The sequence below is a fragment of the Sorangium sp. So ce448 genome (assembly GCF_051520915.1).
Lineage (GTDB): Bacteria > Myxococcota_A > Polyangia > Polyangiales > Polyangiaceae > Sorangium > Sorangium cellulosum_B.
Map to the genome: position 1 here is coordinate 1,309,749 of NZ_CP150343.1, position 24,143 is coordinate 1,333,891.

Sequence of the window (24,143 nt, forward strand, 5' to 3'; positions counted from 1 at the left end):
ATTTTGCAGGTTCGTGGTCGACCGCGGCGGGAAGGCGCTACCGTTCGGGTCGTGATCGCGCGATCGACCTCTGCCGTGCGCCGCGGCGCTGCGGCGCTCCTGGCCATCGTCCTCGGCCTGAGCGCGGGCGCTCTGGGCTGCAAATCGCCCGGCGCGCCGTCCGACGCCGGCGCCGCGGCCCTGAGCCCCGTGCCCGCGCCGGCGGGGCTCATCGCCGAGGCGTTCCTCCCGACGCCCGACGCCACGTGGGCCAGGGCGCGCGCCCTCATCGGCGGCTCGGCCGCGCTCCTCCCGAGCAGCGCCGGCGCCCTCGCGGCGTCGCTGCTCGGCTTGCCCATCACCGTCGCGTCCGAGATCGACGGCGGGGTGCCGGTGCTCGGCGCGGCCGTGGAGGCCGCGGATGGGGCGCGCCCGCGGGCCGCGCTCGGCATCCACGTGAAGGATGGGGGACGCTTCATCGACCAGCTCACGCGAGGCGAGGGGGCGCGCTTCCGCGCGAAGCCCGACGCGGCGACCGCGATCGCGCTGCTCGAGCCGCTCCAGGGGGCGAGCCCCGTGGCCCTCGGCGTCCTCGGCAACTACCTGCTCGTCGCGGAGACGCCGGGCGACCTGATCTCCATGGGCCCCTACGTCGCGCGGACGATGCCGCAAGCGCAGGTGCCGAAGGAGGATCTCGCGGTCGAGATCCCGAGGGCCGCGCTCGAGGGCCCGGTGCTCAAGGCGGCCCGGAGCGCCTGGGACAAGGCGCGCGGGCCCGACGGCGCGCCGCGCGCCACCGCGGTGCCGCTCGGTCCGATGATCGAGAGCGCGCTCGCGATGCTCGGCGATCTCGAGCGAGCGCGCCTCACGCTGGTGCTGGACGAGGACGCGCACCTCCGCGCCTCCGGAACGCCGAAGGCAGGGGGCGGCCCGGCGTCGAAGGCGTCGGCCGATCTCGCCGTCGGCGACGTGAAGCCGCTGCTCGATCTGCCCGCCGACTCGCGCGTCGGGATCCTCGTCCGCGATCGGGCCGCGACGCGCGCCGAGAGCGTGCCCAGGCTCGTCGACGCCCTCGCCGGGCTCGTCGAGGGGGACCTCCCGGCCGCGGAGCGGGAGCGGGTCGGCGCCGCGATCCGCGCGGCGTCGGACGCGCGCGGCGACTGGTTCGCCGGCGGGCTCCGCTTCGACGGCGCGGGTCCCACGGCGTTCGTGCGCGCCGCCGTGGGCGACCGGGCCAAGCTCGAGGCCTCCATCCAGGATCTCCTCGGGACCGCGGAGCTCCCGCCGTTCAAGGCCGCGCTGCAGCGCGAGGGGCTCCGGGTCTCCGCGGGCAAGGCGGCGCTTCCGCTGCTCGACGGCGACGTCCGGCGGGTGCGGTTCGAGCGGACCGCCGGGGCGAGCGCGCCCGCTGGCGCGGGAGGGGCGCCGGCGCGCAAGGGGCCGCAGGGCGGAAAGGGCGGGCCCGCCGCGCAGGGAGCGTCGCTTCCGCCGTCGTCGATCGAGCTGCTCTACCTGGTCCGCGACGACGGCCTCTTCGCGTCCGTCGGCAACGATCCGGGCGCGGGGCTCCGCAGCGTGGTCGGCGCGCTCCAGGGAGAGCGCCTCGGCGAGGTCCCGTCCATGAAGACCGCGCTGGCGCCGCTCGGCTCGGACATCGCGTTCGCGCTCGTGGTCGAGCCGCTGCGGCTCGTCGCGAGCCGCCTTGGCCAGCCGGGCGCGGGCGACTCCGCGCCCGTGGTGATCGCTGCCGGCGCCGCGTCCGAGAGCGCCGGCTCACCCGCCGCGTTCTGGGCGCGCGCCGACGTCGCCGCCGCGGCGATCCGGGAGCTTGCCCGGCTCGGAGGCGCCTTTTGACGAGCGCGGCACGCGCGCGAGCGCTCGTCCTCGGCGGGCTCCATGCGCTCCTGCTCGCGCTCCCCGCGGGGTGCGCGACCAAGGGCGGCGCGGACTGGGTCCACGACGGCTCGATCGAGCCGCAGATCGCGCGCGGAGGCGGCGGCTGGATCCACGAGCCCTCCCCGGACGACGGCGATCGCGACCGGCGCGCCAGCGCCGCTGTCGACGGCGCGCCGGGCGAGGCGCACGGCGCGGCGCAGGCCGATCTGGGCGGCGCCGAGGGCGCGGCCCCGGCGCAGGGCGACCCTGTGATCCTCGTGCGCGAGCACGGCCGGCCCGCGCGCGCGACGCCGGCGCCACAGGCGGCGCCGGGGCTCGCGCCCGGGATGTTCCGGAACACCTACTACGACTTCCCGAGCGAGGGCGAAGGGCCGAAGGATGCGGTCCTCTACGACGCTGCCTGCGCGCCGCTCGCGAGTGTCCCGCGCGGGTTCCACGACCAGGTCTGCGTCCAGGGCAGCGGTCGGCTCGCTTCGGGGGACACGGTGAGCTTCGCGCGACGCGGCTGCGCGTGCGCCGATGTCTGCCCGCGCACCGGCCAGCAGGTCTGCTTCGAGCGGCTCGATCCGCGGCGGTTCCCGTATGGCCGCGGCGCGACCGGGCGCCCGATCACGCCGCTGCGCACGGTCGCTGTCGACTCGAGCGTCATTCCGCTCGGCACGTCCCTCTTCGTGCCCGAGCTCGTCGGGCTGCCGCTCCCCGGTGGGGGCCGACACGACGGGTGCTTCGTCGCCGAGGATCGCGGCATCAAGGTCGTCGGGCGGCAGATCGACGTCTTCACGGGCGATCCTGCGGTCACCGCGCGCCTCAACGCGCTCTTTCCGTCGAACCGCGGCGTGCGCCCCGTGCTCGACGACGCGCGCTGCCGCGCGCTCGTGGGCCCTGCCGGGCCGTCCTAGCGCCGCGTACCAGCGGTCCCGCCAGGGATCTCCGGAAGCGGATTCGAGCACGCCGCGGACCTCGCGCAGCGTGCGCACCTTCGCCAGCGCCTCTGCGTACGGATCGTGTCCGTGTTCGTCCCGTACTTCAGGGCGGCGACCGTGTCCGGCCGGACGTGCGCTCGCGGCATCGCGGCCCACGCAGAACCGTTCGTGTACACTCGCCGCATGGCCACGTGCCCGTTTTGCAAGACCCGATACAGCGGGGGGGCGCTGCTGTGCCGCAACTGCGGCCGGCCGGTCCCGGCAGCGGATATCGCGGAGGAGGCGGGGATCGCGGAGGCGGCCATCGCGGAGCTGGCGCTCGGGCCCGGCGATCCGACGCCGAACGTCGCCGCGAATGCGCTGCGCATCTGCCCCCGGTGCGGGCGCGTCGTGCCGACGCGCCACAAGGCATGCAGCGTCTGCCGTGACGACCCGTCCGCACCTGTCGAGGTGGTGCGGCGCGTCGACGATGCGTACTGGGGCCATGTCGCCTTCGCGTGGGCGTGCGCGGGCTGCTCCAGCCGCGTGCCGCTCGCCTCGCTCGCGGACGACGGCCGCGCGGTGTGCCCGACGTGTGGCCACACGCAGGAGCTCTCCGCCCTGCTCTGGCGCACCGCGCTCCGGCACGCGCATGCGGTCGCCGACATGGCTGGCCCCGACCCCGAGGGCGGCGCGGTCGGCCGGCCGCCGATCGCGCCCCTCAACCCCTTCAAAGAGGTGGGCATCGAGCGCGCCGACGCCCCCGGCGAGCGGCTCCGGCCCGACGACGACACGCCCGCCAACCTCGTCGCCGGCCCCGGCCACCCGATCTGCGCGTGCGGCGCCCTCGTCGAACCCCGGTGGCGCGGCGGCGGCTACACGTGCACGTGCGGCGTGAGCCATTCGGGCGAGATGCCCGCGCTCGTCCGGCGCGCGATGCCGCGCGGCGTGGTCGCGCTCCTCGTTGACCGGGACCGGCCACGCGCGCCCCGTGGCGCCGCCGTGATCGCGCTCGAGTGCCCCCGCTGCCATGCGCCGCTCGACGCGCCCGAAGGGGTGCGCCGTGTGACGTGCAAGTACTGCGGCGGGTCGGCCGCGATCGTCGACCCCGCGGTGCCCCCGCCCTCCCCCTCGCCGTCCCCTGTGCCGCGGCTATGGGTCCTGTTCCGGGGCCCGTCCGGCGCGCGCACCGACCTCGAGGCGAGGGCCGGGAGATGAGGAGCGGCGCCGCGCCCACGTCACGGCGACAGCACGATGGTGTTCGTCACGCTGGGCACGATCTTGGCGCCGAACGCGTCCGTGCTGTTCTGCATCGATAGGCTCGTGAGTCGGGTGACCGGCGCGCAGCCGACGATGACGGTGAAGGCTCCGGTCAGGTTCCGCTGCGGCGCCATCACCGTTCCCGAGGCCACGCCCAGCGCGACGCCGGCGTTGTCACCGTTGGTCATCGGCGCGATCGTCGTCATGTTGTGAGCGGGCGCGCAGGTGATGAGCACGTTCGGCACGAAGGCGATGTTCGTCGGCTCGAGCGCGATGTTGGGATAGGGGATGGGCACCGGTCCCGCTGGGGTCGGGGTCAAACACACGTCGGGAAACGCGAAATTCATCCCACCCGCCTGCGTCTTTGCCAGCATCGCGTCCTCCATTCATCCCATCGAACCGTTCAACCGATCTTGACCTGCTCGCCATCGAGCTTCGCGAGCACCCGCGCGGAGACGATGGTGTTCTCACCGCGCATCGCGGCGAGGTTCTCGGCGCGCAGGTCGTAGTTGCCCACGCGCGCCTGCTCGATGTCGGTCACGAAGCGGAACGCCTGCTTCGCCCGCTGGAGCATGCGCGAGGCGCGCGACTCGACGCGGTCGGCGAACAACGTCGCCTTCTCCGCGAAGCTCGCCTCGACGGAGCGGCCGAGGACCTTCAGCTCCTCGATCATGACGCTCGCGGACCTCGCGCGCATGAGGAGCGAGGCGCCGCTGATGGCGATCTCCCCGCCGGCTTGCAGCTCGAGGGAGCCGTCCGCGACCACGCGGGTCGGCCCGGCGCCGGCGCTCTCGAGCACGGCCAGCACGTACACGGCGTCGGCGGAGACCGAGCACAGGACCCGGTCGCCCGGCGTGACCGCGACGAGGCAGCTCTTGGCCCGCCGCGCGGGACGGGGACCGCCGTCGAGCTGGACGGCGAGCTCGCCGCCGTCCAGCGCGGTGCCGTAGGCGAGCGCCGGCGGGCCGGCGCTGAGGCCGGCTCTGCCGGCGTCACCTCGGGGCTCAGGCGTCGGGCGCGCGTCGAGGTCGACGAGCTGCTCGAGCGAGGGGCGCTCCTCGTACGGGGCGATCTCGTGCAGTTCCTGTCTCTTGGCGTTCGTCGCGTGCATGCCTTACCTCGGGATCAGCGGGCCGTCCGATCGGCCCCGGGGCGCGCCTTCCAGTCCTCCAGCGCGGCGACCTCGGCGTCGTCGCCGAGCCAGTCGCCGCCCGGGATGACCGCGCCGTCGCGCGCCGCGCGGTGCAGCTTCGTGCGAAACATCGAGGCCCTGCTGAAGTCGGCGCCGTTCAGCTGGCAATGGGAGAAGTCGGCGTAGCTGAGCGTCGCGCCGACGAAGCGCGCGCCCGGAAACGCCCCCTTCGCCAGGTAAGCCTCCGTCAGGTCGACGTCCGCGAAGTCCGCGCCGGGCAGGTTCGCGCGCTCGAAGATGGCGTTCTGGAGCTTCGCGCGCGTGAACTTGACCTTGGCGCCGCGCGCCTGGCCGAACAGCGCCTGGGTCAGCACGGCCGCCGAGAAGTCGCAGCCCCCGACGTCGACGGCCGTGAAGTTGCACTGGGTCGCGTCGCACCCGGCGAAGCTCGATCCGGCCACGCTGCCGCGCATGAACTGCGTTCGGAAGAGCTTCGTGCCCGCGAAGGAGCGGGCCCCGAGGCTCGACTCGACGAACGTGGTGAGCGTGAGGTTGGCGCCGTCGAGCAGCGCCGTCGCGAGGTCCAGCTTGTAGTACGTCCCGCGGTCGAGGTTGGCACGCCGGAAGTCCGTGCGGTCGAGGCCGCACTCGAGCACGTTGGCGCGGTCGAGGTTGGCTCCTTCGAACGAGCTGCCCGAGAGCACGCAGTTCGTCCATGTGGCGAGCGGCGCCTCGCACCCCGCGAAGCTCGCCCGAGGCGCCGGCGACTCGACGAAGGTCGCGCAGATCAGCTTCGCGCTCGAGAAGCTGACGGCGTCGAGCTTGCTGCGGAAGACCGTCGCCATGTGCAGGTCGCTGCCCGAGAGGTCGCACGCGGACAGGTCGCACTCGTTGAGGCTCGCCTCCTTGAGCTGCGCGCCGGCCATCCGCGCGGGGAAGCGCACGCGGTCGAAGACGCCGCCGGAGATGTCGGCTCCCGAGAGGTCGAGGCCCGAGATGTCCCCCTGGACGACCGTACCGTGGCGGATGGCGTCGATGAGCTGGTCACGGTTCACGGCGCGGGCCTCGTTCCCCCTTGGTCGAAGCGAGTGAACTTCACGACGGCGTCGGTGAAGCGCGTCTCGCGGTCGCCGATGGCGCGGCTGAAGTCCGCGCGTGTGAGCTGGGCGCCGGTGAAATCAGCCCCGGCCAGCCTGGACTTCGACAGGATCGCCTCGGTCAGGTTCACGCCGCGCAGCGACGCGCCGTCGAGCTGTGCCCGGATCAGGAGCGCGCTGCTCAGGATCGCCCGATCGAAGGTGGCCGCGCTGGCGTCGCACTCCGACAGATCGGCCATCACCATCCTGGCGGCGACGAACTTCGCGCCGCGCAGCGCGGTCGTCCGCATACAGCACTTCTCCATCACGGCGTCGGTGAAGTCGGCGCGCGGAAGCTCGCTCTTGTGACCGATCACCGCCTCGCTCATGCGGGCACGAACGAAGCGGGCGTCCTCCCCCTTGCAGGTGACGAAGCAGGCGCGCTGGAGATCGGCGCCCGAGAAGTCCACACGATCGAGCTGGCACTCGATGAAGGTCGTCTGCACGAGGTGCGCGACCGTGACGTTCGATCCCGTGAAATCGGCCCGGAGGAAGGTGCACTGGTCGAGCCGTGCTCCCGCGAGGTCCACGCCGATCCACCTCGTCTCGAGCACGTCGGCGCCCGTGAGCGTGGCGCGGGCGAAGCTCGCGCCCTCCACGCGCGCGCCCATCAGGACGGCCTGCGACAGATCGGCGCCCTCGAAGGAGGCCCTCTCGAGGTTCGCGGCGCCGAGGTTGGCGCCGACGAGCCGCGTGCCTTTGAGGCGCGCGCCGCGCAGGTCGGCCCGGGTGAGCACGGCGCCTTCGAAGCTGGCGCCCGAGAGGTCGGCGTCGCGCAGATCGGCGCCCTCGAGGAACGCCCGCGAGAAGTCCATGCCGGTGAGGTCCATCCCCCGGAAATCGGCGCCGGTGAGGTCGCGGTCCGCGAGGGGCTCGCCCGCGTCCCGCGCCACATGGATCAACGCGCGCGCGATCTCCACCGCCTCCTCCGTCATCGGCGGAGCCGCGGGCGCGAGGTGGGCTGTTTGCTGGTACCCGGTGCGCGTCAGCCCCTCGAGCCGGAGGAGCTCCTCGTGAAACGCTGGGCTCGCGAGCTTCGCCTCGAGCTCGAGGTCCGGCTCGCCGGCCGCCCGCGCGACCCTCGCGAGCTCGGCTTGCTGTCGGAGGTGCGCCTTCGCGCGGAACGTCGGTGGACCGCCGGTGAGCTCGCCTTGCTCCGCGGCCGGGTCGAACCCGGCGGCGCCCATCGCTGCCCGGTGCTCCGCCTTCAGGTCCTCCGCGGCCTTCTTCGCCTTCTCCTCCTCCTCGGCCACTTGCGCTTCGATCGTGAGGAGGTACTGCGCCATGGCGTCGAGGTCGTCCGTCGGCGGGAGCGCGACGGCCGGGAGCGGCTCGGCGAGGCCGTACAGCGCCGGATCGATCCCCTGCGCCTCGCACTCGGCCACGCGCTCCTGGCGCCGGCGCTCGGCGCCGCGCCGCTCGTTCTGCATCGCGATCAGGTCCGGCCTTAGCCACTGGCCTATCGGCCCGAGGTCCATGTTGGCGACCACGCCGGACGCGCGCGCGGGCATGAGGTCGCTGTCGCTCAGATCGTTCAGCGACCCCTTGTCCTTGTCGAGCCTGCGCGCGAGGGCCTGCTGGTAGTGCTCGATGGGCCGGGGCGCGGCGGGCTCCTCGCACGCGACGACGAGGTGGACGATGTCGCGCGCGTCGTCGTCGGCGACGAGCCTCCAGCCGTGCAGGATCAGGGCGCCGATCCCGGCCGTGGGGAACAGCCAGACCGTGTCGCAGCGAAGGCCGATCTCGACGAAGCGCTCGCCGTCCGCCGTTCGATGGGTCACGAACGCCCGCGCCGCGAGGCCCGGCAGCTCTCCCTCGATCCGGGGGCTCGACGGGTTCATGTTCTCCACAAGGAAGCGCTCGTCGCCCCGCCAGAAACCGGGGATCCACTGGTCCTCGGGCGCGGCGTTGTACACGGTGGGGTCGTGGTCGGGGGGCAGGCCCGGCGCGTACTTCTCGACGTAGTCGCGCCCGAAGGTCCCTGCCCGCGCGCGCCGCGGCGCGAAGCTCATGTCCATCGGCGCGAAGGACTCGGGCTGGTCGCTGTTCGAGCCGAGGAGGCCGCCGAACGGCTCGATGTTGGGCAGCGGTCGCACGCGTTTGCCGTCGCGTTCGATGTCCTCCGCGCCGATGCCGTAGGGGTTCCGCGGATGGTCCTTGCCGCCGTAGGCGTGCGCCCAGTCGACGGGCATCTGCGCGAAGGGCTTCGGCTCGGTGGCGAAGCCGAACTGGCGGTGGCGATCGCCCATCACCATGAGCTTCTTGTCGATCGCGCCCACCTTTGCCCGGACGTACGACGCCGTCAGGGGCCGGCCGCCGGGGGTGCAGCAACGTCCGGCGACGAGCAGCTCCCCGCGAGCCTTGGAGATCCCCTCGTCGAGCACGGCGATCCCGAGATCGGGGGTGACCGCCGGCCAGAACGCGAGCTCGTCGAGCAGCGCCCGCGGGCGGTCCAGGGGGAAGCCGATGATCGCGGCGACGTGGAACTGGGGTCTCCGCAGGTGCTCGATCACGCGCGTCAGGATCGGGATCTTGAGTGGCTTGCAGACCTTCACCGGCCAGTCACTCCTTCTTGAACGCGCCGTTCCAGATACCGATGGCGTAGTCCGCGATGCCGAACAGGGCAGTCTTCTTCGACATGGCGTACGCGCGCAGGAACATCCCGCCCGTGATCTTCTTGCAGAACTCGTTCTCGACCTTGACCCCGACGGTGTCGATCTTCAGGCCATAGGCGGACTGATAGATCGCCGCTTCGTCCAGCTTGAGGACGCCCGCGGCGCCCTTGTGGGTATACCAGTCGAACCACTTGGTGCTCTTCACCTGCACGTCGACGCCGTTGACCGTCACCTTGGGCGCCGTGAGCTCGATGCTGTCCGAGCCCTGGAGGTTGACGTGGCCCCCGAGGCCCTTCACGTCGACGTTCCCGGCGGGGGCCTTGATCTCGATGCTCGCGCCCGTGCTGGTGACCGAGATGGCCTGACCGACGGTCGCGGTCCAGCTGTTGTCGATGTTGGACACCCACGTCCCGTAGTGGTCGGTGTTCGTCGCCGTCACGTTGTGCTCCCATCCGCCCGTGACCGTCGACTTCCCTCCAGGCTCGATCGTCTGGGTCAGCCCGCCGTGGATATCCTGCACCATGCCGCCCGCCAGGACCTTGTCGGTCCGGCCGGAGGTGATCTCCGTATTTCGACGCGCATGGTACTTCTCGTTCGAGTCGGCGCCGATGTCGAGCGTGAACGTCGACAGGTAACCGTGCGATACGGCGCCGTACACGAACCAGTTCTGCGTTCCCCAGACGTTGACCCAGGAGTCTCCGCCGACGAAGAGGCCCGAGTTGCCGTCGGTGGTCTGCCAGAGGCTCACGCCGACGTCGACCCCTGCGTTCGTGTCGCCGGTCGCCGCGGCGCCGGGGTTCGTGAAGTACCAGCTCGTCGGCTGGTCGCCGTCCCCGGTGAAGATCTTCGATTGATCGCCGGAGGGATGGCCGAGGTAGATGCCCGTCCTCTTGTTGGGGGACTGGATGAAGATGAACTCCTTCCCCTGCTCGTCCTCCATCACGATCTGGTTGTTGCTGCCCGTGCGAATCACGTTCTGCGTGCGGTTGCGCTCCTTGACGACGCTCGGCTTGTGCGCGTTGGGCACGACGCCCGCGATGAACGGCCGGTCCGGGTCGCCGCCGAGGAAGCCGACCATCACCTCGGTGCCCTTGCGCAGCGGAAAGTGGAAACCCTCGCTCTCTCCGCCGTGCGGCTGGAGCATCCGGACGCGCGTCGACACCTGCGCGTCGGGGAGATCGCTCGTGTCGAACTCGAAGCGGACGAGGTACCGGCCGTCGGCGTCGATCTGGGCATAAGGGCTGTCGGCCGGGCCGCTGACGACCCCGTTCTCGAAGCCGTAGATCCGCGGCCACGGGGTGGACTGCGGCGCACGGTACTGCGCGCTCGCGGGCACGGCGAAGAGCTTCATCTTGTACGTGTCGGTGCCCTTGATGCCCGTCATGCGGACCACCTCGGGCGTCACGCCCGCGTGGGAGCCCTCGTGCTCCACCTCCACGGCGAGCCAGCTGTCTTCGAGGTCGTCCGGTCCGTCGTCGATGGTGAACCGGTAGCCTGACCGCGGCCCGAGGGCGCTGCCCGCCGCGCGGAGCGTGCGCTCGCGGCAGCCGATGGATTCGGCCCGCACCGTCGCGATGCGCTTGGCGTCGCTCTCGCCGAACACGCGAGCGCCGTACTCCCGGATCGTCCCGACGCCGCGCGCGGTCACGTCGCTGTCGCTCTTCACGGAAGCCGACGGGTTCGCGTAGTTGTAGTCGGCGATGGTGACCGTCTTCGGGAGCCAACGCACGTCGGCCTCCATCGAATGCAGCCCGGGCGGCGCCGTGACGTCGTCGCCCAGGATCGGCGTGTACCTCACGTGGCCGCCGCCCGGGAAGTCGTCGTGGAGCCCGCGGTTGTCCGCGATGACGAGGACCTCGCTCGGCTTGTCGTCGCTCTGCTCGAAATAATAGTAGAGGCCCTCGCGCTCGCACCACCGGTGGAAGAAGTCGAGGAGGGTCTCGCGGTACTGCGCGACGAACTCCTCCTTCGGGTACGTGCCGATGACGGAGAAGCGGAATTCACTGGTGCTCAGGCCGCCGGCCTTCAGCGTGTCGGTCAGGAACTCGTCCACCTGCTTGTCGGTGAAGATGAAGCTCCGCCAGAAGTGACGGAGCATCCAGAGCTTGGGGACGAGCAGCGCCCGGTACAGGGCGCGCTCGGCCGTCTGGTGGAGCAGCCGCGTCCCCGCGATCACGCCGTGGAACACGACCGGGACCGCGTCTTCGCCGCGGCTGATCGTGAGCTTGGCCCGCTCGCCGACCGCATCCTGGACAGCCGTGCCGACAGGGACGGTGAAGAACAGCTCGATCTCGTACGGCCGAGATATCTCCTCCTTGCCGCGGAACCCGACGAAGGAGATGTTTTCGAGCTTCGAGCACGCGAGGGAGTAGAGCGCGGTGGGCATGTCTTGCCTCTTGCGACGCAGGGAGTGTGAACGGAGAGTCTCGGCCGGGCCTCGATTCGTGTCAACCGCTCACGCCGCGCCCGTAACCCGGCGGCGCGCCATCGAGGCCGTGGGGCCGGCGGTCAGGTGCCTTGGCGGAAGTACCTCCGCGCGTTCTCCCGCATGCGCTCCCATTGCCCGGCGAGCGCCGGATCGGACGAGAGCCGTGCCTGCCAGAAGCGGTCGAGCGCCGCCCGCTCATCCGGGGTCCTCACCCCATATCGGCTCTGGGTGTTCTGGGCATGGAGAGGATAGAGCTCGCAGGCCACCACCATCCCCACATACTGCTCCAGCGTGAGCGGGGGGGTGCTGGCGGCAGCGCCCAGGCTCGAAGACGGCGCTGCCTGGTTGGCCTGGGGCGGCGCGCGCCAGGACGCGAGCTCGGGACCCGTCGAGGCGCGCTCCTCGCGTGGAGCTACGGCCGGCGCCGCCGGCGCGAGGGGAGGTGTGGAGACAGGCCCGGTGCGGCCCACCGGTGCGGCGGGCGCCGGCGGCGGCGGCGCAGAGGCGGAGGCCTGCGCCGCCGAGGAGGGGGGAGGGCGGAACGGCAGCACCGAATCGTACCGGGGCGCCGAGGACGACGGCGTGGGACGGTCCCACCCCGCCCTGGCCGTGAACGGGAGCGGGCTCGTCGTGGACGCGAAAGGCAGCGCGCCCAAGACCTGCATCGGCGTAGGCGGCAGCGTGGCGTCCGCCAGCGGGGGCGCCGGCGCCGCTGCGGCGGCGGGCGTGAACGGCAGCGGGGGCGCCGGCGCCGCTGCGGCGGCGGGCGTGAACGGCAGCGGCTCCACGGCGGCCGGCGTCGGCGCGGAGAACAGGATGGGACCGGCGGGCGCCGGCGCGACAGCGGACGAAGGGCTCAGGGCGGGCGCAGGCGGCGAGAGCGGCCCTGCCAGCGGCGCTGCCGTCCCTTGAGGCCGCGTCGACGCGACGTTCGGCGGCGGGCCCGCGGCCGCATCTGCCGCCTCGGCCTTGCGCGTCAGCGCCGCCCCCTTTGCCTCGGCCAGGCGGCGCTCCAGGATCCCTTTCACCTCGGCGAGCGCCGCCCATGCGTCGGGGCCGCCCTCCTCCATCTCCGCGATGCCGCCGATCGCCAGCAAGAGGTCCCGGGCCGCGCGGAGCCCGGACTCCTCGACGGTGCGCCCGGGCATGTGACGCTTCGAGAACGCCGGCAGGTCCTCGTCCTCGCAGCGCGCGAGCTGAGCGAGGCGCTGGGCGACCCGGCGCCGCGCTGGGTCGGCGCTGCCGCCGAGGCTCGGGCGCATGGCCTCGTCGAGCTTCGCGAGGGCCTGGGCGAGGGACGTGTTGTCGCTCACGGGATATCACACCTGGGCACGAGGACCGCCGATCTAGGAGTGTCGCTAGCCCTGCCGCATGACGTCAAGGGGGGCGGGGTCGCCGGTCGCTTTCCGCGGCGGAGGAGCGCTCGCCGGACCGGTGTATCCTCCTGCCGCATGCGCCACGCGCATCACGCGCTCGCCCCTCGCGACGACACGTCCTTCGGCACAATCCGGCGCCTGGCAGGATGACCGCTCCGCACTTCGAGATCCTGGGCCCCGATGCGCCCGGCCCCGTCGTGGTCGAGGTCCCCCACGCGGGCCTCGGGCTCGAGGCGCTCACCGCGCGGGGCCTCGGCCTCCCCTCGATCGCGCTCGACGCGGGCGCGCCCTGGGCCGACTCCGACGTGGGCGCCGCAGCCGTGTGCGAGGGGCTCGAGGCCAGGGGCGTGCGGCGCGTCGTCGCCACGGCGAGCCGTTATGTCGTCGATCTCAACTCGGAGCCGCGCGTGCCGACGCCCTATGAAGACAAGCTCCCGCCGGGGCTCGGCGACGTGCGCCGCTTCTCGTGCGCCGGCGTCATGTGGTGGGAGCGCAGGCGATCGCGCGCCGAGGTCGAGGGGCTCCTCGCAGAGGTCTTCGAGCCGTACCACGACGCCGTCGCCGCCGAGCTCGCGGCGTCGTGCGCGCGCCACGGCCGCGCCGCCCTCCTCGCGGTCCACACGTACCCCGACGGAGGCCGGAAGGACGCGCCGGACGTCGTGCTCGGGACCCGAGACGGCCGATGCGCGCGCCCGGCGGCGCGCGACGCCCTGGCGCGCGCGGCGCGGGACCATGGGCTGTCCGTCGGCGTCGAGGCGCCGTTTCCGGGCGGCTACTCGGTGCTCCGCCACGCTGCGCCCGGCGTCGACGCGATCCAGATCGAGCTGGCCCGGGCGCTCGTGTGCTCGCCCGGCGATCGGCGCCGCCCGGCGCTCGACCCGGACCGCGTGGCGCGGATGACGGCGGTGCTGCGCTCGCTGGTGGACGCGCTGGCCATCGAGCTTTCGCTCGGCGCCTCGTGACGTGCGTCCGTGCGCGAGGAGGCCCGCAAGGCCGCCGAGGCTGGACGGGCCAGCGGCAACCGGCGGCGGCGCCCGCGACCCCCCCGACGTCGGCCGGCGGTCAGCCCTCGTGATCCCGGCCGGCTCGCCGCCCGTGCGGCGATCGCACCCCTGGCCGGACGCCTGGCGGTGGAAAGAGCTGCCGTGCCAGCGATCGCCCTGCGGCTGCCTGGCGCCAGGAAACGGTAAGGCTCACCGCCCGCCCGCCGAAATCCGGAACCTGGCGCGGGCGGGGAGGTGATACGATTTCCCGCCTTCCGGTGGCCGAATGACCTCACGTGGCGTCATCCCCGAGTCCGTCATCCCTCCGCCCTCGGAAGTCACGGACGCGCCGGACGAGAAGCAGCGGGCGCGCGCCCGCCTCGGGATGACCGTCAAGAACAAGTGGCGGATCGACTCGCTCCTCGGCGTGGGCGGCATGGCCTCCGTGTACGCCGCCACCCACCACCGGAACGGCTCGCGCGCCGCGCTGAAGATCCTGCACTCCGAGTTCGCGCGCGACGTCGGCATCCGCGAGCGGTTCCTGCGCGAGGGCTACGTCGCCAACAAGATCGATCACCCCGGGCGGGTCGCGATCCTCGACGACGACATCACCGAGCAGGACGAGCCGTTCCTCGTGATGGAGCTGCTCGACGGGGAGACCGTCCAGCAGCTCTGGAAGCGCAAGAGCCGGAAGCTCCCGGTCGCCGAGGCGCTCTGGATCGCGGGCGAGGTGCTCCTCACGCTCGAGAGCTTCCACGCGGAGGGCATCGTCCACCGCGACCTGAAGCCCGCGAACATCTTCATCACGAAGGACAACGTGGTGAAGCTGCTCGACTTCGGCGTGGCGAGGATGCGCGGCGCGCCCGGCGACAAGACCAAGGCGGGCACGGCGCTCGGGACCCCCTCGTTCATGGCGCCCGAGCAGGCGATGGGGCTGACCGAGGGGGTCGACGGGCGGGCGGATCTCTTCTCGATCGGCGCGACCCTGTACGCCGTGCTCAGCGGGCAGCGCCTCCACCAGGGGCGCTCGGACAACGAGGCGTTCATCCTCGCCGCGACGACGCCGGCGCCGTCGCTCGCGCGGATCGCGCCCGAGCTGCCCGCCGCGGTCATCGGCCTCGTCGACAAGGCGCTCGCCTGGGACAAGCGAAACCGCTTCGAGTCGGCCGCGCAGATGCGGCAGGAGGTGCTGCGCGTCCTCGAGGAGGTCGGCGCGTCCGTGCCCCGCCGCTCCTCGCCGACGAGCACGAGGCGCCCCCCGCCGGACGACTCGCCCACGGCCGTCGGGATGCGGGCGGCGGAGGGGCCCGCGCCTCACGACGAGCCGGGCGAGGCCGAGCCGGACGACCCCGCGGTCACGCGGCTCACCGAGGTGTTCCGTCGCATGGAGCGGCTGCTCCCGGCGGTGCGTCACTACGGCTGGACCCATCCGGACGCGGACAACAAGCTCCGCGCGACCTTCCAGGCGATCGTGGAGGCGCTGCGCGCGGACGGGAGCCTCGTTTACTGGACGCTGACGCCGTACGCCTTCGAGCATCGCCGGCGGACGGTGTGGGAGCCGTCGCACCCGCTCGACCTCGTCCCGTACAACCTCTTCGCGGCCGGCGTGCGGCGCGTCCAGCTGCTCCCTGGCATCACGGAGGACGAGCTGCGCGCCCTCTGCGAGGTGCTGCTGCTCGATCCGCTGCGCGACCTCGCCCCCGAGGACGACGTCGCGGCCGCCCTGTGGGAGCGCCGCCTCGAGCACGTGCGCTACGACGTGGTGAGCGTCTTCGTCGAGGGGGACGCGGCCGATCGCGAGCAGTTCTGGCACGAGGCCGACGACCTCGAGGGCATGGCCCGGCGCGCCGCCGAGGAGAAGGCGAACCGCGCCGAGGCGGCGGCGATGGTCATCGACACCGACGCCGCCGCGCTGCGCGCCGCGCGCCGCGCCGCGAGCGCGCTCGCGCTCGACCCGGTCGCGCAGCGCGCGCTCGGCACGCAGCTCGTCATGAGCCCCGACCGCTGGAGCGAGCGCTTCGTCGAGGTCGTGGCCGACGCCTTCCTGAACGCCAGGCGGTACAAGGACGTCGAGCTCGTGACCGAGCCGATAGCCGCCTCGGCGCGCGATCTCATCCTCGCGCGCCGCTTCGAGGTGCTCTTCGGGATGCACGACGCCATCGAGAAGGCCCTCGACGCGCTCGCGCCCAGGCAGCAGGGAAGCGCGCTCGCGACGGAGCTCGCCCGGGGGATGTTCCCGCCCGACACGGTGCGGCTGCTCCTCCGCGAGGCGACGCGCGTCGTCATGACGGCCGCCCCCGGCGGCGCGGCGCAGCCCGCCCCCGTGGACCTCGATGTGGTCGCGCAGCGGCTCGGGCCCATCCTGCACAAGCTCGGCAGCGAGACGCTGCCCGTCGCGATGGAGGTCGTGGGGCACACCGGCCACGAGGCGCTGCGCCGCGCGCTGCTCGGCCACGTCGAGCGGACGCTGCCCGGGCACGAGGAGGGGGTCGTGGACGCGCTCATGACGCTGGACCTCGACGTGGCCCGCCCGATCCTCAAGATGTTCGCCGCGTCGCGGACGCAGGGCGCCCTGGGCGCGCTGAAGCGCCTCTCCGGGTGCGCGAACGCGGCGCTCCGCTGCGAGGCGATCGCGCACCTCGCGACGAGCCCCGAGCAGATCCGGGACGAGCTGCTCTCGCTCGCCGAGTCGGCGCCGCCCGACGTGCGCGTCGCGGCGCTCCGCACGCTGGCGCACCACCAGGTCCGCGCGGCCGGCCCGCTGCTCGTCCGCCGCGTGCAGGACAGCTCGTTCCACCAGCTCACGCTCGACGAGCGGCGCGAGTTCCTCGGCGCGCTCTACACGCTCAACCCGGCGCGCGGCGAGTCGGTCGCCGTCGAGCTGCTCCAGCGGCACGGCCTCCTCGCCGACGACGCGGCGGAGCAGACCCGCTGCCTCTCGGCGGAGCTGCTCGGCCGCGAGGCGCGCTCGCAGGAGGCGCTCGACGCCGCGCTCGCCGCCACGAAGCGGCGGCCCTGGAACAGCCAGGCGCTGCGCGACGCCGCGGGCGCCGCCGCCGAGGCCATCGCCGCGCGCCTCGGCAAGCGGATCTCGACCGCCGGGGAGGTCCCGTGATGGCACCCCAGGTCGACGTCATCAGCCAGAACGTGTCGGAGAACATCCGCCGCGAGCAGGCGCGCGATCTCGCCGCCAGCGTGGTGCAGGCCCTCTTCCGGCTGGTGAAGCTCTCGACGCTGCACGCGATCGACAACCAGGCGATGGTGCGGCAGGTCGAGGAGACGGTCTCGCTCGTCCAGGACTTCGGCCAGCGCTCCGGTCACAACGTCTCGATCCTGTTCACCCGCGGCTCGGTGTTCGTCTCCGGGCAGCTCCTCAAGGCGAACCGCGCCGTCTACGAGGGCGCGCTCGAGCTCGGCGACGTCCTCGGCCGCTGCGGCTACTCGGAGATCGGCGTCGCCAAGGACGTCCGCGCGAGCGATCTCTACGCGCTGGCCTCCGCGCTCGCCGAGGCCCTCCGCAGCAGCAAGCCGGCGCTCGCCGACCGCCCGTCGCCGCGCGTCCGCCTGCGCGCCGTGGACGAGGCCGTGCTCCGCCGCGAGGTGGCGATCGATCGCGAGGGCGACGAGACCTCCGCGATCGTGCGCACCTACGCGACGGCGATCGTGATCATCCGCCGGTTCTACGACGACCTGCGGCACGGCCGGTACACGCTGCGGCAGGGCGTCAAGCGCATCACGCAGCGCCTCGTCGACCTCTCCGCGAACGAGACGCCGGCCTTCCTGGGCGTCACCGCGCTGCGCAACCAGAACCACGACGACGCCGGGCGCGCCGTGAACACCGCGATCCTGAGCCTCGCGATGGCGCGGCAGATCACGAGCGACGTCGTCCTTCTCCAGCGGCTCTCGATGGCGGCGCTGCTCTTCGACATCGCCCGGCCGCGCCTCACGGGCGCCGCGACGAGCGGCTCGGGCGGGCTCGTCCCGCAGCTGAGCGAGCAGCAGGAGGCGGACGTCCCGGCGGGCACGGCGGTCGTGCTGACCGCGCTCGGCCTCGTCAACGAGCCCAGCGTGATGCGCACCGTCGTGGCCTACGAGGCGCACTGGGTGCGCCGCCAGCCGGCGCTCGGCCCGGTCTACCGCGGCCTCCGCCAGCCGACGCTCCAGGCGCGGATCCTCGCGACCGCCCGCGCCTTCAACGACCTCCTGACGGCGGCTCCGGGCGAGGCGCCGCTCTCCGCCGACGAGGCCATCGCCAAGCTCGAGCAGGAGGCGGCCGATCCGGCGGACCGCGCGGTGCTGCGGCTGCTCGTGGGCGCGCTCGGCATCTTTCCGACCGGCACGCTCGTGGAGCTCTCGACCGGGGAGGTCGCGCTCGTCGTGCAGACGCCGGCGCACCCGGCCCGGTACTCGCAGCCGCGCGTCCGGCTGGTCCTCGACGCCGCCGGCGGTCCCATCCCGCGCGCGCTCGAGGTCGATCTCGCCGAGCGGCCTCGCCAGGGCGAGCCGCCGCGGCACATCCGCCGGATCGTCGCGACGAGCGACGACCCCGCCGTCGCGTCGATGCGCGCCCACGCGGCGATCCAGGAGGCGCCGCAGGTGTCGCTCCGCTCGCCGGTGCTCGCGGCGGAGTCGCCGCCGATCCGCAACGCGCCGGCGTCGCCGCTCGGCAACCTGCGCATGCCGCCGCAGCAGCAGATCACGCGGCCCTCGTCGCCCACGCTGCCGATGACCAACGCGCCGGCGAGCCGGAGGACGCAGCCGCGGGCCAGCGACGCCGCCCGCGGGCCCGCCTCGCCGCCCGAGGCCACGTTCGGGGGGCTGCCGGACGACGGCGCGGACGCCAGGATGCTCGCGGATCTACCGCCTGCGCCGTCCGGCAGGCTGTCTCCGCCCTTGCGGTCAGGGCGCACGACGGCGCGCTGGCCCGATCCACCGCATCTGGAGCCCGCCGCGGTGGCGGACCCAACCTCGCCCGCCCCGGGCGCTCATGGAGAGGAGTCGTGGTCGGTGCAGACAGACAGCGATCCGGACGAGGTCCCCGAGGAGAGCGCGCGGCCGCCGTCGGTGCGCGCCCGCGGCTGGGGAGAGCCGCCGCAGCGGCGCGAGCGCAACCCCGTGTCTGATCTGCCGCCGTCGGCGATGGCCGGTCCGATCGCCGTGCTGTCGTTGCCGGGCGACCCGCCGACCGCGGAGGGCACGCTCGCGCGCACGCCGCTCGTCCACCTGCTCGTGTACATGCTCGACCGGCGCCTCACCGGCACGACGTGCTTCATCGACCCCGACGGCGTCCGCCACGGCATCTTCTTCAGCGACGGCGTGCCCGCCAAGATCTGGACCGGGACGATCATCGCCCCGCTCGATCGGGTGATCCTCGATCTCGGCCTCCTGGGCGAGGCGACGCTCCGGGAGACGCTCCGCGACATCACCAAGCGACGGGTGCTGCATGGCCGGCTGCTCGTCTCGCGGGGCCTGCTCGACAGGGAGACGGTGTTCGGCGTGCTGCGCGAGCAGCTCGTGCGCAAGCTGGTCGCGCTCTACGATCTCCCGCCCGCGACGCGTTACGCCTACTACGACGCCCAGAACTTGCTGTCGTCCTACGGCGGCCCGGAGCTCATCGGCTGCGAGCCCCTCGCGGTGATCATGGCGGGCGTCCGGCTCCACGCCGACGATCCGCTGATCGACACGACCCTGGACCGGATCCAGAACCGGCAGCTCGGGCTCCACGTCGAGGCCGAGATGAAGCGGTTCCAGCTCCATCGCGACGAGGCGGCCATCGTGGATCTCCTGCGGATGCGGCGCATGACGCTGGCCGAGCTGCTCGGCGCCGGCGTCGCGCAGGAGCGCGTCGTGCGGCTGATGATCTATGCGCTCGCGATCACGCGGCACCTCGATCTCGGCGCGCCGGGGCGGCGCCCTGTCGGGGCCTTCGGTCCCGCCGGGCCCGGCCGGGAGCGGGCCGCTGGCGCGCCCCCGGCCGAGGCGGGGCCAGCGCCCCAGCGCGAGCCCTACGGCGCGGCGGCGCGCTCGCCGCGCCCCGCCGCGGGCTCGACGATGCCCGGTCCACGCCCGGCGCGGGGCGAGGCCGAAGGCCGCGCACCGCAGCGGCAGCCCGACGACGTCGCGGTGCCGTCCAGCAGGCGCGCTGGGGCCCCGATCGCCCCGCGCCGCTCCACGGCGCCACCCCCTGCCGCGGCGCCGGAGGCGGCGTCGTGGACCGGCGCGCGGACCCCGAGCCCGGTGGCGCCCTTCGACCCGCGCGCGTCCGGCGGTGATCCGGGCGGCGGTTACCGCGGCGTGGATCCCAAGGCGCTGAGGCCGCCTCCTGCGCCGACCTTCGCCGGCGCCCGCGTTGCGCCGCCGCCCCCGCAGGCGCCCACCGTCAAGATGGCCGCGGTCGGCCCGGACGGCAGGGCCGCGCGAGGGGCGGGGCGCGCCGAGGCGCCGTCGCCTGTGCCGCCGGCGCGCGCCGCGGAGCCGGCGAAGACGCAGGGACCGGCGGCGCTCGCGCCCGATCTCCCGCCGCTGCCGCGCGCCGCGCCGAACCCCGAGCTCGCCGCGCGCCGCGCGGAGATCGAGGCGCGCGCCGCGTCGATCGACGGCGAGGGCTTCTTCGAGATGCTCGGCGTCGCGGAGGACGCCCCTCCGGAGCGCGTGCAGAGCGCCTACTTCGCGCTCGCCAAGCGGTGGCACCCCGACCGGACGCCGGCGGAGCTCCAGGACGTCAAGCCGCTCGTCGCGCGCGTGTTCGCCCGCATCAGCGAGGCCTACCAGACGCTGAGCGATCCGAAGCGGCGCGCCGAGTACCAGAGCGCGCCGAAGGAGGCCCCGCCCCCCGCCGAGGACGAGCAGCGGATCGCCCGCGCCGTCGACGCCGCGCTCGAGTTCCAGAAGGCCGAGATCCTGCTCAAGAAGAACGACCTCGCGGGCGCCGAGGCCCGCGCGCGGCGCGCGCTCAACGCCGACCCGGAGCAGCCCGAGTACATGACGCTGCTCGTCTGGATCCAGGCGCAGCGGCGCGGCGATCCGCCCGTGCTCGCGGAGGGGGCCACGAGCGCGCACTACGACGATCTGATCCAGACGCTGGATGCCGTCCTGGAGAAGGAGCCTCGCTACGAGCGGGCGCTCTTCTACCGCGGCATGCTGCTCAAGCGCTCGGGGAGGATCGACAAGGCGATCGGCGATTTCCGCCTGGCGGCGGAGCTCAACCCGAAGAACCTCGACGCCATCCGCGAGGTCCGCCTGCAGGAGATGCGGAGCCGCACGACGAGCGATCCGACGCCCGCGGGGGGCCTCCTCGGCAAGTTCTGGAAGCGCTGACGCGCGTCAGCGCACGCGCGTCAGCGCGCTGCCGCGGGCACCGCGCCCAGCGACCGCAGCGCGCGGCAGACCGTCTCGTCGCGGCAGGGCCCTATCCGCCCTGCGTGCGCCGGCCAGGGCACGTCGCGCACGCGGTGCAGATCGCGCACGTCGGGGCCTCGCCACGGGCCGAGCGCCCGGTCCACGCGCGCCTCTCGCTCGCTCGTCGCCGGCAGCGACAGCTGCACTTGCGGCACGATGCCCACCTTCTGCACCGGCGCGCCGTCGGGGAGCGCGTAGAGGAGCGTCGTGAGCCGCAGCACGCCGACGTGGGCGTCGTCGTCGAGGTATTCCTGAGCGCACCCCTTGCCGTACGTCCGATCGCCGATGATCACCCCGCGCCGGTAGCTGGCGAGCGCGCCGGCGATCATCTCCGCCGCGCTCGCGGAGTCGCCGTCGACGAGCACCGCGAGCGGCCCGCTCCACCCGCGCTCCTCCGGGACGTCGGGCGAGCGCTCCACCTCGACGCCGCCGTCGCGGCGCCGCATCGGGAACAGCGGTACGCCCGGCAGGAACAGCCCTAGCGCGGCGATCGCGCCGTCGGTCGAGCCGCCGCCGTTCGCGCGCACGTCCAGCATCACGCCCCGCGTGTCGCCCTGCGCGCGCGCGCGGAGGAGCGCCGCCGCGACCCGATCCCCGAGGTCGTCGGGCACGTCGGGGATGGCGATCACCGCGACCTTGCCGTCCCCGTAGCGCACCAGATCGAGCGGCAGCTCCGAGGGCGCCGCCTCGGCCGGCTGCGGTCCGACCGGGTGCGGCGCCACGGTCAGCTCGAGGGGCGCCGCGACCCCGCGCCGCAGCAGCGCCACGCGAGCGGTCGTCCCGGGGTGCACGTCGGACAGCACGGCGAGCTGCTCGGCCTGCTCGACGCTCATGCCGGAGATCGGCAGATCCTGGATCCGGATCACCACGTCCCCGTCCTCGAGCGGCGCGAGCGCGCCGCGGTCGATGCGCACCCCGATCGCGGTGCGCGTCATCTCTTGCCAGAGCCGGGCTGGCGGGTGCGCCTCGAGGTCGAGATCGTAGATGGAGACCTCCTCCTCGAGCGGCGCCCAGGCGCCGTGCGCGTCCAGCTGCGGCACATAGGCCCGCACCGCGGCGGCGATCACCGTGCGCGCCCAGCCGTCCTCGCTCATCGAGGGCGCCGCCCGCTCGCGCACGGCGTCTACGTACCGGGCGAGCGGCTCCCCGACATGCGCGCGCAGCCCGCCGACCTCCCGGCCGAGCTTGCGCGCGAGATCCCGGGCGCTGCGCGTCACCTCGCCGTCCTCGAACGGCGCCGACGACACAAGCTCCCACGCCGCGGCGTGGGTCGCGGGCGGGCTGGCCAGGCCGCGCCGGTAGCCGTCATCGAAGAGCCTCTCGAGCTCGCGCGACCACCGGGCGAGCTCCTGCCCGACGCGCAGCGCCGCCGCGCACGGCCCGCTGCCCACGGGCGCCTGCAGCTCGTCCAGGAGCGCGGCGGCTTCCCGCTGCAGCGAGGCGCCCACGGGCGTGTCGGGGGCGACCGACCACAGCCCGTGCGGATCCAGCCAGTCGGAGGTCGCTTCGGCAAACTTTGCGGGATCGACGCGGAGCGGCGGGGCGGCCAGCGTGGTGCGGGCCTGGGCCACGATGGCGCGGGCCTGCTCGCAGCCGAGCGACGTCGGCGCGCCGGTCGGCACCGCGATGCCGCGGTCGAGGGCGTTCGGGTCACAGCCGACGCCGTCGATCTCCTCGTCGTCCGGCGCGACGGTGTGGAGCAAGGGCCGCGCGAGCCCGCGCCGCGCCCTCGCGAGGGGGATCTCCGCCTCGCGCGAGAGCAAGGCGAGCGTCGCCAGGCTTGCGGCGATGCACGCGACGGAGCCCGCGACGCGCGTCCTCACTGCTCCCCGGATATCACGATGCGGCGCGCGGGGGCAGGGGCGACCGCGGCGGCGTACGGGCGGAGAGCGAGCGCGCGCGCCGCGCGGGCGGCGCCTTCGCCCGCGGCCTGGGGCCTCGGCGCGCACCTCGTCCGCCTCGTTCGCCGCTCGTGCGCTGTGGATCTGGGCTCAGCGCTGCGCATTCGTGCTCCTCCGCTTTCCCGCAAAGCTTTCGCTTCCGTCGAGGGATCCGAACACGTTGCGCATTCCAGCGCAAAAAAAGGCGATTTCCTAGGGTCAATCCCGGCATCGCGCCTGCATCTGCCCCGGTGCCGCCCGCCGGCCCGCAGGGGCTCGCAAGCCCTTCTTGATCGGCGCGCGCGGTGGAGAGCGGAGAGATCATGAGCGCCACCTGGGATCGTGCGGCATTCTCGGCTTATCGTACAGAGCTCGCGAACTACGCCACCCTGAGCCCGGAGGCCGAGCGAGAGCTCGCGTTCCGCTGGCGAGCTGGTGACCGGGACGCTGGCCGGCGCCTCATCGAGGCGTGTCTGCCGTTCGTGATGACGATCGCTCTCGAGTACCGCCGCTGGGGGCTGCCGATGGAGGACATCGTGCAGGAGGGGAACATCGGCCTCCTGAAGGCCGCGGAGCGCTTCGATCCGGACCGCGGCTGCCGCCTGGCGACCTACGCGGCCTACTGGATCCGGGCGGAGATCCGCGAGCATGTGGCGCGGGGGTACCGGATCGTGCGCCTCGGGTCGTCGAAGAGCGAGCGGCGCGCGCTGCGCATCTACCGCAAGACGCACGAGAAGGACCCGGCGGTGCTCGCGGAGCTGAGCGGCCTGTCCGAGGAACGGGCGGCCGAGCTGCTGCCGCTGCTCATGGCGCGCGACGTCAGCCTGGAGCGCTCTCCGACCGAGGACGGCGTAGCTCCGGTGGAGCGGCTCGCGTCGAGCGCGCACACGCCGGAGGACGAGGCGTGCGACGCCGATGAGCGCGCGCAGCTCTCGCGCGCGTTGCTCCAGGTCGTGAACGAGCTGTCGCCCCGCGAGCGCTCCATCATGAACCAGCGCTGGCTGACGGACAGCCCCGTCACGCTCGAGCAGCTCGGCGCCGACTTCGGCGTCAGCAAGGAGCGCGTGCGGCAGATCGAGGAGCGCGCGAAGAAGCGGATGCGCGCGCGCATCGAGGAGATCACCCGGGAGCCGATGGCGAAGAGCGCCTGAGGCGCCT

At 73.6% G+C, this 24,143-nt stretch carries 14 protein-coding genes; 7 read left to right on the plus strand and 7 right to left on the minus strand.

Going from position 1 to position 24,143, the window contains the following annotated elements:
* Window positions 1-51 precede the first annotated feature (51 nt).
* The 3 genes from WMF45_RS04815 (at window position 52) to WMF45_RS04825 (ending at window position 3,995) form a co-directional block, all read left to right on the plus strand.
* On the plus strand, window positions 52-1,833 hold the full coding sequence (locus tag WMF45_RS04815) for a hypothetical protein (RefSeq protein ID WP_437715784.1): 1,782 nt from the start codon (window positions 52-54) through the stop codon (window positions 1,831-1,833).
* Window positions 1,830-2,774, plus strand: a complete 945-nt coding sequence (locus tag WMF45_RS04820; protein ID WP_437715785.1) for a 3D domain-containing protein — start codon at window positions 1,830-1,832, stop codon at window positions 2,772-2,774. The genes WMF45_RS04815 and WMF45_RS04820 overlap by 4 nt, the downstream gene beginning before the upstream one ends.
* A 207-nt stretch (window positions 2,775-2,981) precedes the next feature.
* Window positions 2,982-3,995: a double zinc ribbon domain-containing protein gene (locus WMF45_RS04825; RefSeq protein WP_437715786.1), complete on the plus strand. Its 1,014-nt coding sequence runs from the start codon at window positions 2,982-2,984 to the stop codon at window positions 3,993-3,995.
* Between the two features lie 20 nt (window positions 3,996-4,015).
* On the opposite strand, the gene WMF45_RS04830 is transcribed toward WMF45_RS04825, so the two are convergent.
* From WMF45_RS04830 to WMF45_RS04855, 6 genes are all read right to left on the minus strand, one after another.
* A complete protein-coding gene (locus tag WMF45_RS04830) occupies window positions 4,016-4,411 on the minus strand; it encodes a DUF4150 domain-containing protein (RefSeq protein WP_437555306.1) in 396 nt (131 codons plus the stop codon).
* Window positions 4,412-4,440: 29 nt separating this feature from the next.
* Window positions 4,441-5,148 (minus strand): DUF3540 domain-containing protein, encoded by a 708-nt coding sequence (locus WMF45_RS04835; protein WP_437715787.1) that lies wholly within the window; start codon window positions 5,146-5,148, stop codon window positions 4,441-4,443.
* Between the two features lie 14 nt (window positions 5,149-5,162).
* Entirely contained in the window at window positions 5,163-6,224 is a 1,062-nt protein-coding gene (locus tag WMF45_RS04840) for a pentapeptide repeat-containing protein (protein ID WP_437715788.1), read from the minus strand.
* Entirely contained in the window at window positions 6,221-8,860 is a 2,640-nt protein-coding gene (locus WMF45_RS04845) for a DUF2169 family type VI secretion system accessory protein (RefSeq protein ID WP_437715789.1), read from the minus strand. Before WMF45_RS04845 ends, WMF45_RS04840 begins: the two co-directional genes overlap by 4 nt.
* Before the next feature lie 7 nt (window positions 8,861-8,867).
* Window positions 8,868-11,306, minus strand: coding sequence for a type VI secretion system Vgr family protein (locus WMF45_RS04850; protein WP_437715790.1), 2,439 nt, complete (start codon window positions 11,304-11,306; stop codon window positions 8,868-8,870).
* A 122-nt stretch (window positions 11,307-11,428) separates the two neighbouring features.
* Complete coding sequence (locus tag WMF45_RS04855; RefSeq protein ID WP_437715791.1) at window positions 11,429-12,661, minus strand: hypothetical protein; 1,233 nt, start codon at window positions 12,659-12,661, stop codon at window positions 11,429-11,431.
* A 209-nt stretch (window positions 12,662-12,870) separates the two neighbouring features.
* Between WMF45_RS04855 and WMF45_RS04860 the strand changes: the two genes are divergently transcribed.
* The 3 genes from WMF45_RS04860 to WMF45_RS04870 all read left to right on the plus strand — a co-directional run bounded on the left by WMF45_RS04860 (window position 12,871) and on the right by WMF45_RS04870 (window position 21,024).
* The gene (locus WMF45_RS04860; RefSeq protein ID WP_437715792.1) at window positions 12,871-13,686 is read left to right on the plus strand and encodes an N-formylglutamate amidohydrolase; all 816 of its coding nucleotides are present in this window, start codon (window positions 12,871-12,873) and stop codon (window positions 13,684-13,686) included.
* A 307-nt stretch (window positions 13,687-13,993) separates the two neighbouring features.
* Window positions 13,994-16,822: a protein kinase domain-containing protein gene (locus tag WMF45_RS04865; protein WP_437715793.1), complete on the plus strand. Its 2,829-nt coding sequence runs from the start codon at window positions 13,994-13,996 to the stop codon at window positions 16,820-16,822.
* Window positions 16,822-21,024 (plus strand): DnaJ domain-containing protein, encoded by a 4,203-nt coding sequence (locus WMF45_RS04870; RefSeq protein WP_437715794.1) that lies wholly within the window; start codon window positions 16,822-16,824, stop codon window positions 21,022-21,024. The genes WMF45_RS04865 and WMF45_RS04870 overlap by 1 nt, the downstream gene beginning before the upstream one ends.
* 20 nt (window positions 21,025-21,044) lie before the next feature.
* On the opposite strand, the gene WMF45_RS04875 is transcribed toward WMF45_RS04870, so the two are convergent.
* On the minus strand, window positions 21,045-22,928 hold the full coding sequence (locus WMF45_RS04875) for a S41 family peptidase (protein ID WP_437715795.1): 1,884 nt from the start codon (window positions 22,926-22,928) through the stop codon (window positions 21,045-21,047).
* 380 nt (window positions 22,929-23,308) lie between these two features.
* Here WMF45_RS04875 and WMF45_RS04880 point away from each other — a divergent pair, with 380 nt between their 5' ends.
* Window positions 23,309-24,136 carry a sigma-70 family RNA polymerase sigma factor gene (locus WMF45_RS04880; RefSeq protein ID WP_437715796.1) on the plus strand — a complete coding sequence of 276 codons (828 nt, stop codon included), beginning with the start codon at window positions 23,309-23,311 and terminating at the stop codon, window positions 24,134-24,136.
* The last annotated feature ends 7 nt before the right edge of the window (window positions 24,137-24,143 follow it).